Below are 12,016 nucleotides of genomic sequence, written 5' to 3'. Positions count from 1 at the left end.
TAAGTAGATAATAATTTGTAAAAAAAGTATATACGATGCTTTGCATATTTGTATGTGCTAACCATTTGGAAACGTTTAAAACAAAAATCGTAGGCCTTTCCAATTTTTAAGTTTTAACAGTGAACAGTTGTGTTTTTTGTGTTTAGCTAAAAAAGCGTCAAATTAACACTAAACAAGAATAGTTAATCACCTATATAATGATGAAATCCATAAAAATGAAATCGATATTATTATCCTTTGTCCTATGCATGTTGATCTTTGGTGCACAACATGCTTATGCGTATCGTATTAATCAGGACGAATATACGCAGGTAATCACTAAAAGAGCTCAGAAAATAGTAGACAAGCTAGATCTTGAAAAAGCCCAAGGTGCTGTTGTGCGCGATATTATAGTTAAACAATACAGCAATCTAAATGAGGTGCAAATCTGGCATGAGGGACAAAAGAAGGCGCTAGAAAATGCTTCTTCCTCAGCAGACGAGCTGGGGAAATTAGAAAAGCAAAAGAGTGAAAAGCTTACCCATTTGCATGGTGATTACCTGAAAGTCCTGAAAAAACAATTAAGCAATGAACAAGTGGAGACGGTCAAAAATGAGATGACTTACAATGTGCTGCCCATTACATACAAGGGCTATCTAGACATGTTGCCCGCCCTAACGGACGTTCAGAAAAAACAAATTTTAAGCTATTTAACAGAAGCGCGGGAAAAAGCGATGGATGGTGGGTCATCAAAAGAAAAGCACTGGTGGTTTGGAAAATACAAGGGTAAAATCAATAACTACCTTTCGAAAGAGGGCGTTGAAACGAAAGAAGCTAGAAAAGTGTGGGAGGAGAAGCTTAAAAGAGAAGAAAGAGCGAAGAAGGCACAGTCCTAAACATGAATCTTTAACTTTTTGTATAAAGACAATTGTTTGTTGTTTATATCCTTTGAATAAACTCAAAATAACCATTTTAAAATTTATATAACCAAACCTTATGAATCTAAGATCTAAAATTAATTTTATGGCTAGGAACCGATTAAAAATTGGGGTGTTTTTCCTAGTATTTTCATCATTAGGTGTTTCGTCTTTGTCCTATGCCGAAGGTGAGAATACCAGTGTAAAGACGGTTGTGGGGGAACGCCGTGTAAATATCACTGGAACGGTAAAAACTGCGAAAGGGGAACCTCTTCCAGGGGTAAGTATCAAACTAAAAGGAAGTAAAACTACCACTACTACAAATGCTGACGGGGTTTTTAGATTAAACTTACCTACAGGTAATGAAATCTTGATTTTTAGTTATGTAGGATATAAAACGCAAGAAGTTCCAGTGAATGGACAACGCAGCTTGAATATTGTGCTGCAGGACGACAATAGCGCTTTAGATGAAGTGGTTGTGGTGGGATATGGCACGCAACGGGCCAGAGATGTAACAGGCGCAATCGTTTCAGTAGATGTCAAGAAACTGGCCGATATACCTGTGGCCTCCGTTTCAGAGTCACTAAGAGGGCAGATTCCCGGATTGAACGTTTCGGGAGGAAGTACCCGTCCCGGGGCCATGGCTACGTTAAGTGTGCGGCAACAGTTCAACTGGGGAAAAGATGGAGGAAATGATTACCCACTGGTGATCATTGATGATGTGATCCAAGTGGACGCACAAACAGGTAAGCCGTCCATGGAGCGATTTAATATGTTGGATGTGTCCGAAATAGAAAGTATTACGGTATTAAAGGATGCCAGTGCTGCTATCTACGGCTCTCGGGCATCCCAAGGGGCTATTGTTGTAAAGACAAAAAGAGGTCAGGTGGGTGCCCCGCGCATTTCCTATAGTGGTAAATTTCAAACGAACGATGCTGTAAGTCATGAAAAAGTGATGAACGCCCGACAATATGGTGAATTTGCCAATAAGTTTGGCAGAGCACTCGGCTGGAACGACAATTACTTCTATTCGGATGCAGAACTTTCGCAGATGGAATCACTGAATTATGATTGGTTGACGAATGATTGGAGGGCTGCCAATACGATGCAGCATTCACTGGATGTCAGCGGAGGTTCTGAAAGAGCTACCTATTATACCGGCGCTTCTTACTATACACAAGGTGCCAATCTCGGATCGCAAGATTTTAAGAGGTGGACTTTCAGGGCTGGTACAGAGGTGAAGGTGGCAAGTGATCTGCGATTGAGCGCGACGCTGGCTGCGGCTAATACCGATTTAGATCGGTCCTTTACAAAAATCAATTTTAGTGATGGGTATGCTACCGGTGGTGAACAAAATGATTATAGTGTATTATTGCATATGCCCAAATACATCCCATGGGTTTATAATATAAACGGAGTCGATCAATATGTTTCTCCTGCCTTGGGACCAAATAAGTTGGGGAATGTATCGGGCAATAATTCCCTAAGCAATTGGAACTATTATGATATGTTAAACAATGGTTCAAAAACCACTAACAAAGATTTTAACTATAATGCCAATTTTTCTTTACAGTATGATGTGCCTTTCTTAAAGGGACTGTCGTTCAAATTCAATTATGGCCTGACACAAGCTTCGGGCAATACCGAGCAGGTTCAGATGCCCTTATTGTTGGCACGGGCTCGTAACATCAACACGGCAGATAACCATTTATACTCCAATACTACCCAATGGGATGATCCGCTTCTTAATCGGGCTAATTCCCGTGTTACCTATGATAATACAACGTCCAAGAATGAGCAGCTAAATTTCTTTGCCAACTATAACCAAAAGTTTGGCGATCACGATATTGGCGCCATGTTCAGCGTTGAAAAGACAACTGCTGGATGGGAAGACCGGTATCAGATTTACGATAATCCAACAAGAGGTGTATATAACGGAACCTCCATATCTGCAGGAACGTTGAATACATCTAACACTATCACGTATCGTACGGAAAGTGGAACCCTTTCCTACTTGGGACGTGTCAATTATAGTTACAAGAGCAGATATCTTTTACAATTTGTATTCCGTACGGATGCTTCGACCAAATTTGCACCCGAGAACTATTGGGGCTTTTTCCCGGGCGTTTCAGCCGGCTGGGTAGTTTCGGATGAGAACTGGTTTACAGAAAATGTTGCCTGGATGAACTATTTGAAGGTCCGTGCTTCTGTTGGTATCACTGGAAATAACAATGTAAACCCATGGAAATGGGCTAGGTTATATACGGCAGCAACCGATAAAGGAATGGCTTTTGGAAACAATGGCGGCATGTATACGACCGGTATTACGCCTGATGCTGACCCAAATCGAGATCTTCGTTGGGATCGTACAGTGCAGCGCAATCTCGGTTTAGATATGTCTTTCCTGAAGTCGCAGCTTAGCATGTCCTTAGATGGTTATTACAATACCACCACTGATATGTTAACCGATATGTCCGGAGCTATAGGCGTGCCTATTTCCGTAGGTGGAGCTTTTGCTGAACAAAACTATGCAGGTGTAAAGGCTTGGGGAACTGAAGTATCGGTCACCTGGAAGAGCAATGTAAATGAGGTGAACTATTCGATAGGCATGAACTTTGGCCTAAACAATTACAAGACGACGCGTTATTTCGATCAGCCATTTGATTATCCAGCTGACATGACCACAAGACGAGCCGTGGGTAACACCGGATACGGCAATCCTGTTTGGGGATATAAAACCTGGAAAAATACATCCGGCGGCGACGGTATGCTACGTACCGATGCAGACATTGATGCCTATTGGAACTATCTAACGGAAAACGCAAGTAACTCTGGTATTGAAGGTGCTGAGCCGAATTTTATGGGTATCACCGATAAATCGCAGATGAAAAAAGGAATGCTAGTATACGAGGATGTTCGAGGTGCATTGGATCCTAGCACGCAGAGCTACGGCGGTCCCAATGGTGTCATAGAAAAAGATTCCAGACAAGATTGGGAAGTGCTGAAAAAGTCAAACATGAATTACGGCATTACCACCAATTTAAGCGCCGGATGGAAAGGGGTTTCCTTCCAAGCTCAGATTTCAACCTCATGGGGAGGAGCCAACTACTTGGATTATGTCAAGCAGGGTACTAGTAGTACGCATGCGCTGTGGTCGCAAACCATTTATCTGACTGATATGTATGACCCAGAGACGAATCCCAATGGGAAATATCCCAATATTGCATACTACGATGATTTCGGTGGCACAAACTCGGACTTCTTCCTGCTTCCTACATTTAGAATGTTCGTTCGCAGTCTGAGCATTGGCTATACGTTACCAAAGAAGTGGTTAACAAAGGCAAAGGTGGATAACGTAAGGATTTTTCTTTCCGGGAACAACCTTTGGGATTTCTATAATCCCTATCCCAGCAAATACCGTAATATGTATGATTCACCGGGAACCGGTTACCCAACATTACGAACTTGGTCTTTGGGTATAAATTTAGGCTTATAATACACCATTATTTGATCACCATGAATAAGAAGATATTGATTTTTGCAGCTGTGGCTTTACTAACAGTAGCGGGATGCAAGAAAGATTTTTTGGAAGATATGAAAAGTTACGATAAATACGATGACAGTATTTTCGAGAACGAACTTCAAACGGGTTGGTATATCGACCGGATGTACAACTATTATTTTGTGAATTATAGAAACCCTTTACAGCAAGTTGTTGGATTATATAACGACGATAGGTCAAAAATGACAGAAGAAATAGGGGGAGATGTCGGCAAGTATATCAATCCAACTACGACCTTACAATTAGCTTCGCAGGCGGAGGGCTATTACGGTAATTCCGTAACGGCGAGTGTACAGAATAATCCCTATACCCGCATACGATTCGCAAATTTTCTGATCGGGAGAATTGACATAGCAGGTGACGGACTCTCTGAGTCTTTTAAACAATCAGCTAAAGGGCAGATGTACTTGCTACGAGCCCTGCAGTATTTTGACCTGGTTAGGGTTTACGGGGGTGTTCCGCTCGTAACAACTGTGCAGGAAAACAGTGCGACCGATGAGGAAATCCGGCAACCTCGAGCTACTTCATTAGCATGTTTTGAGCAAATCGTAAGTGACCTCGATTCTGCGGCAATTTTGTTGCCTATGCGATGGGACGGCGAAGCCAACAATTATGGCAGGCTTACCGCTGCCGGCGCATTGGCTATGAAAAGCCGTGTGCTATTGACGGCTGCCAGCCCTTTGTTTAACAAAGACTGGGATAATCCAGCTAATGAACGTTGGCAAAAAGCCTTGGATGCCAGCTTGGACGCGGAAACAAAATTAACTGCCGCAGGCTATGGATTATATGGTTCAAATGCAAAGGATTGGGCAGAAATGACCTTTAGAAACGATAATTCGTTTAATCCGGAAGCTTTGATGGTCTTTTTACTTTCGACTACCTCAACCGGCTCTTCTGGATACAACAATAGTTGGGAAAATCAAGTGCGCCCTACGTCTTATAAAGGAGGTGGGGGCGTCTCGGCGCCAAAGGAAATGCTGGATCTTTTTCCAGTGGCCGACGGATCCCGTCCAAACGCTGACAATTATGTAGACACCTTCTTTTTCGTGAACAGGGACCCTCGATTCTATCGGACATTTGCTTTTTCCGGATCAAAATGGGGAATTAAGGGTAATGAAAATAAATCGACATGGTTCTACAGATGGAAAGATAATGAAACATCTACAAAGGTGACGTATTACGCGAATGACCAAACTAATAGTCCTGTGTTAGTCAGTAAAATGTCCAATCCTGTTGCAGACAGTACCGGATTTGCTTTTTCGGGGACTGATATTTTTGAATATCGATATGCGGAACTGTTACTGAATATAGCAGAATGTTATGCTGCCCGAGGGGAAATTGGAAATGCAGTGAATTACCTTAGTAAAATCCGTCAACGCGTTGGCATCCTCTCAGCGAATAATTATGGAATAGGAGTACCCGCTTCTAGATATGAGGCTTTGGAGGCGTGCTTATATGAACGGAGGGTAGAACTAGCTTATGAAGGAAAACGCTATTGGGACATACAACGCTGGATGTTATATGACAATACTCAGGAAAGTGGCAATTCCGTACAGAAACTGGGCCTAACTCCGATAAATGGTACTAAACGTACGGGCTATTATTGGCAATCAAAAACCTATGGCGCAGATCCGTTAAGTAATGCTGACAGAGATATCCTGATCGATCCTGATGCAGCCAATTTTAATGAAGAAATAGCCAAGCTAAAAACGGTTTATCAAAACCACTTTGTTATGACACCGTTGGACCAGGAATGGGATCGGGTTAACAATGAGGCGGTCAACATACTGTTCCGTCCTAATTACTACTTGTCAGGACTATCAGCGACGGTGCTGAGCAATAACCCTTGGCTACAGCAGACAAAAGGCTGGTTGGATTATTCAGGTGCTAGTGGTACTTACGATTATCAGCAATAAATAGTAATTCAGTACAATGTTTAACCTATTATTTAATAAATTATGAAAAAACAACAGATGATGAAAGGGTTGGTAATTCTTGGGCTTATTTTACTGGGCAGTTTTAAGAGTAGTTATGCGCAGGATGTGGAAGTTCGAGTTAATTTACCTTACTCTGGTAATTTTAATGAGTGGATTATTACGTTTACAGGTGGTAGCGATACCTACACTTTTGAAACAAATGACGAAACATTTGAGTCGGGTGTTTTGGGAGTGCTTCCAAAGGGAACTTATACAGTTAATTTTGACAGTCCATATTTTAGTCATGAAAATTTTGATATTCTCGTTTATGATGGTGGCAATATAGTGCGGCAGGGTATAAGCTCTTCCACGGATCTTACATTACGTAGTGTTGTTATTGGCGACGACCCCTATATCCAGATAGACGAAGGATACTAGATAATTCAACCAGTATAAAAATTTTAGTTTTTTGATGAATGCGGCGGTATAAACCTATTGGTTTATGCCGCTTTTTTGTTTAAAAATGAATTATGTCTAAATTAAGCATAGGATATTAACTATATTTTTTACCTAGAAAAAGGATATCTAATGTTCTTTGGGTATTTAATAGAAGGATAATTGCTCAATTGGAAACTCGTTATAAGAAATGTAATAAATTAGTGATAGATAATATCCTATAATATCGAGTCAAAATTATATAGAATATATAGTGTCATATTGACGATATTTGATAATATATAGTTAACCAAAGGTTCATTCCCTTATAAAAATGGAATGATAAACACTAACCTTATTTAGTAATTACTATAAACTTATGAGAAAACTTTTTTTAATAGTGCCACTATTGATTGGGGTTGCAACCACAACATATGCTCAATATCCAAAAATACCTGCGGACGTAAAGCGGTCGAGTGATTCGTTGATGAAAGCTGCCGAGTGGCAATCAGAAATTGCCTGGCAAAAGGCTTTGCCGATTATTGAAGAGGAGGCTAAAAATGGGAAACCTTACATACCCTGGGCAGCAAAAGCAATTGATTTACGGCAAGCCGAAGTGCCTGCATTTCCCGGCGCAGAAGGTGGAGGAGCCTATTCTTTTGGCGGACGCGGGGGTAAAGTTATTGTAGTGACCAGCTTAGCCGATAATGGCCCTGGAACGCTGAGGGAAGCGTGTGAGCAAGGGGGCGCTAGAACGATTGTATTCAATGTAGCAGGAATTATAAAACTGAAAACCCCTTTGATCATTAGAGCACCTTATATAACAATTGCTGGTCAATCTGCTCCAGGTGATGGAGTATGCGTGGCGGGCGAATCGGTGTGGATCAATACGCACGACGTGATCATTAGGTTTATGCGTTTTAGAAGGGGAGAAACTTGGGTTGGCAGAAGAGATGATGCAATTGGCGGAAACCCCGTTGGCAATATCATGATTGACCATGTATCCGCAAGTTGGGGACTAGATGAGAATATGTCCATGTATCGTCATATGTATAATGATAGTACGGGTAAAGCAGCAGAAGAAAAACTTGGAACCGTAAATATTACCATTCAGAACTCCATATTTTCTGAAGCACTAGATACTTGGAATCATGCATTTGGTAGCACATTGGGTGGAGAAAACTGTACTTTTATGCGTAACCTGTGGGCGGATAACGCTGGAAGAAATCCATCAATCGGCTGGAATGGTGTGTTCAACTTTGCGAATAATGTAGTCTTTAACTGGGTACACCGCTCAACGGATGGTGGTGATTATAAAGCATTGTACAATATTATAAATAACTATTACAAACCGGGCCCTTTAACACCGAAGGATTCACCTGTGGGATACCGTATTTTGAAACCTGAATCTGGTAGAAGCAAATTGCCTTATGTTGTTTTTGGGCGCGTGCACATGGAAGGTAATATTGTGGAGGGGAATGAGCGCGTAACAAAAGATAATTGGGATGGTGGTGTTCAGATTGAAGGGAAAGATGGAAATGAAATGGACTTTGAAACGGCCAAAACCTACTTTGCTAAAATGCGCTATGATAAACCACTTCCTATGGCTGATATTAGTATTATGCCAACAAAAAAAGCTTATAGTTACGTTTTGGAAAATGTAGGCGCAACGCTTCCAAAAAGAGATCCAGTAGACACGCGTGTGATCGAGCAGGTAAGAACAGGAAAGATAAATTATATAAAAGATGTAAAATTGCCAACGACGCAGTTTGAACATCGTCGTCTGCCAATTGATTCGTATAAACAAGGAATTATAACAGACATTAGTCAGGTAGGTGGTTATCCTGAATACAAAGGAACTCCTTACAAGGATGCCGATAAAGATGGTCTACCAGACGAATGGGAGAAAAAGAATGGCTTGAATCCGAATGATCCAAGCGATGCTTCCAAATATGCTGCGAATGGTTATACCAATATTGAGAATTATTTGAATAGCTTGGTTGATATAAAAACGGTGGCCCCGGTTATTGCTAAAAATTAATTGAAGATTATCGCTGGTTGCGATTGGTTTAATATGGTTTATTGTAGTTTTAGTAGTTGGTTGATGTTCTCCCTTACCTTTGCGCTCAGCTTAGGTAAGGGTAACATTATTTATGGGCAAGAGGTAGCCGAAACTCCCTTGAAGTGGGAGCAAAATAAACTAACATACATACCAGATAGCCTAGGAAATAGGATTCCGGATTTTTCCTATAGTGGCTATAAAGCTGGGAATGAGGAAATTCCTTTTGTCGAAGTGAAAGCAGTTATTAAGCATCAAGTGGAAGATGCAACTGCCACCATCCAATCTGCCATCGACTATGTTGCCAAACTTCCGCTCAATAAAAATGGATTTCGTGGTGCCATACTTCTTGAAAAGGGTACTTATCAAATTGTCGGGAATTTAATGATTCCTGTTTCAGGTATCGTATTGCGTGGAAGTGGTGCTGGTACGGATGGTACGCAATTGATAGGATCAGGGAAAAACAGGGAGACATTAATTCGAGTTGCAGGCATAATGGATAGTGTCCATCACTATAAGGAAGATATTAGTACATCATATGTTCCGGTCAATGCGATGGCTTTTGAGGTAAAGAACGGTTCGGTATTTAAGAAAGGCGATGAAATCACCATCCATAGGCCGTCTTCGGATAAATGGATTCGGACGTTGAAAACCGATCATTTTGGTGGGGGTATTACCGCATTAGGTTGGAAGCCGGGGCAACGCGATATTTTTTGGGATAGAAAGATCACTAAAATCGAAGGGCATAAGATTTACATAGATGCGCCCATTACAACGGCGTTGGATCAGGATGATGAAGCGGCAATGATCAGCACATATGAGTGGAAAGGGCGTGTTCGCAACATCGGTATCGAAAATTTAAGCCTAGAATCGACTTATGATACTTCAAACCCCAAAGATGAAGATCATCGGTGGATGGCTATTACGATGGAAAATGTGGAAGACGCATGGGTAAGGCAGGTGAATTTTAAACATTTTGCAGGTTCGGTAGTATTCATCGCTGAAACGGGAAAACGTATTACTGTTGAAGACTGTAAATCGTTAGAACCGATTTCGGAAATAGGAGGGCAAAGAAGGTATACGTTTTTCACAAGTGGGCAGCAGACACTTTTTCAACGGTTATATGCTGAACAGGGCTATCATGATTACGCCGTTGGTTTCATGGCTGCGGGACCGAATGCCTTTGTGCAATGCCAATCGGTACAACCATTCAGCTTTAGCGGTGCAGTTGATAGTTGGTCTTCAGGCAATCTCTTTGATTGCATGAATATTGATGGACAGGCCTTACGTTTTGCCAACTTGGAGCAAGATGGAAATGGTGCAGGTTGGGCCGCGGCAAATAGTGTGTTTTGGCAATGTTCAGCTGCACGCGTGGAGTGTTACCAACCTCCAACCGCACAAAATTGGGCTTTTGGTACATGGGCACAATTTGCGGGTGATGGCTATTGGGAGCAGTCTAACGAACACATTAAACCACAAAGCTTATATTATGCGCAATTGAAACAGCGCTTGGGCGAAGTGGTTGCTGATAAAAGAATGATTTTAATGCCAGCTGAAACGGAAGCTTCCAGCAGTCCATCTGTGGACGTTGCGGAAGAATTGACACAGTTAGCGAATAATCCCTTATTAACACTCAGTGAATTTATTGACCAAGCAAAGGATCGAACACCTATTTCACTACAGGCGAATGGTGCAAAGGTGATGGCAAGGGTGTCTGAGAAGGCTAAAGCGTCTATTACATCGGCGATCCATGTAGAGAATGGCTGGTTGGTTGGACATAAGGGAGTATTAATAGGAAAAAGACAAGATGTACAATGGTGGAACGGAAGTTCCCGTCGATATTGGTTGGCGAAAGCCCGTCCGCATATCACACGCTTCGTTCCTGGACAGATAGGTAATGGCCTCACGGATGAACTCGCTTCGGTAATCGATACATTGCGGGCGCATCAGGTAGTTGCCTTTGAACATAACTACGGTTTATGGTATGATAGAAGAAGAGATGACCATGAACGTATCCGCAGAACGGATGGTGAGGTATGGCCTCCCTTCTATGAATTGCCTTTCGCACGCAGTGGAAAAGAAAAGGCTTGGGATGGGTTAAGTAAGTATGATTTAACCAAGTACAACAAATGGTACTGGTCTAGATTAAAAACATTTGCCAATTTAGCAGCGCAACAGGATATTTTATTGGTACATCAAAATTATTTTCAGCATAATATCATCGAAGCAGGTGCGCATTATGCTGATTTCCCGTGGCGGAGTGCGAACAATATAAATCAAACCGGTTTTCCCGAACCCCCTCCTTATGCGGGCGATAAGCGTATTTTCATGGATGCTCAGTTCTATGATGTTCCCAGTAATGACCGCGCATCCATTCATCGTGCTTATATTAGACAATGCCTGGATAATTTCAAGGAGAATAAAGGAGTGCTTCAATTAACAGGTGCTGAATATACCGGACCGCTCCATTTTGTCCAGTTTTGGCTGGATATCATCAGGGAATGGGAAATAGAAAATAAACAAAAAGCACTTATTGGATTGAGTACCACAAAAGATGTGCAAGACGCTATATTAAGTGACGCTAAACGAAGTAAGATAATCAATGTGATTGATATTCGATACTGGTATGAACAAGCAGACGGAAATACCTACGAACCAAAAGGGGGACAACATCTGGCACCACGTCAACAGGCGCGTTTGTTTAAACCAAAGAAGACTTCATTCGAAAAAGTTTTTCAGGCGGTTTCAACCTATCGCGAACGTTACCCAGATAAAGCAGTAATCTATTCCGCTAATAGCGCTGAAAGTAACGGCTGGGCAGTATTCATGGGCGGTGGATCATTAGCAGCTATCCCAGCCACACTGCCTGTTGATTTTTTATCGGCAGCCCAACATATGAAGCCACGACCAAGTGAAGAAAATGGAGTCTATATCCTTCAGGGAGATAATGAGCAAATTATTTATATAGATGGACAGCAGGAAATTGAGCTCGACTTAGCTCGCAAGCAAGGAAAGTACGTTATAAGCTATATCAATGCCACAACAGGAGAAATTACAGGAGAACGGAAAGTCGACGGCGGTAAAAAACAAACAATTCAATTACAAGATACTAATCCAAGCATTGTGTGGTTGCACCATGCTTAATAAC

Annotated in this window: 6 protein-coding genes; all 6 read left to right on the top strand. The window is 41.7% G+C overall.

Going from position 1 to position 12,016, the window contains the following annotated elements; genetic code table 11:
* Window positions 1–215: 215 nt before the first annotated feature.
* Entirely contained in the window at window positions 216–875 is a 660-nt protein-coding gene (locus tag BMY50_RS18130; RefSeq protein WP_162276627.1) for a DUF3826 domain-containing protein, read from the top strand.
* A gap of 127 nt (window positions 876–1,002) precedes the next feature.
* A complete protein-coding gene (locus BMY50_RS18125; RefSeq protein WP_093327564.1) occupies window positions 1,003–4,392 on the top strand; it encodes a SusC/RagA family TonB-linked outer membrane protein in 3,390 nt (1,129 codons plus the stop codon).
* 20 nt (window positions 4,393–4,412) lie between these two features.
* A complete protein-coding gene (locus tag BMY50_RS18120; protein WP_093327151.1) occupies window positions 4,413–6,374 on the top strand; it encodes a RagB/SusD family nutrient uptake outer membrane protein in 1,962 nt (653 codons plus the stop codon).
* 42 nt (window positions 6,375–6,416) lie between these two features.
* Window positions 6,417–6,812, top strand: coding sequence for a hypothetical protein (locus BMY50_RS18115; protein WP_093327149.1), 396 nt, complete (start codon window positions 6,417–6,419; stop codon window positions 6,810–6,812).
* A 376-nt stretch (window positions 6,813–7,188) separates the two neighbouring features.
* On the top strand, window positions 7,189–8,850 hold the full coding sequence (locus BMY50_RS18110) for a polysaccharide lyase (protein ID WP_093327147.1): 1,662 nt from the start codon (window positions 7,189–7,191) through the stop codon (window positions 8,848–8,850).
* Window positions 8,851–12,012 carry a DUF6298 domain-containing protein gene (locus tag BMY50_RS18105; RefSeq protein WP_238383814.1) on the top strand — a complete coding sequence of 1,054 codons (3,162 nt, stop codon included), beginning with the start codon at window positions 8,851–8,853 and terminating at the stop codon, window positions 12,010–12,012.
* Window positions 12,013–12,016 lie beyond the last annotated feature (4 nt).

Source organism: Olivibacter domesticus (assembly GCF_900109575.1).
Classification (GTDB): domain Bacteria; phylum Bacteroidota; class Bacteroidia; order Sphingobacteriales; family Sphingobacteriaceae; genus Olivibacter; species Olivibacter domesticus.
Note: the sequence above shows the minus strand (reverse complement) of the source record. Positions and strands in the feature narration are given on the sequence as shown.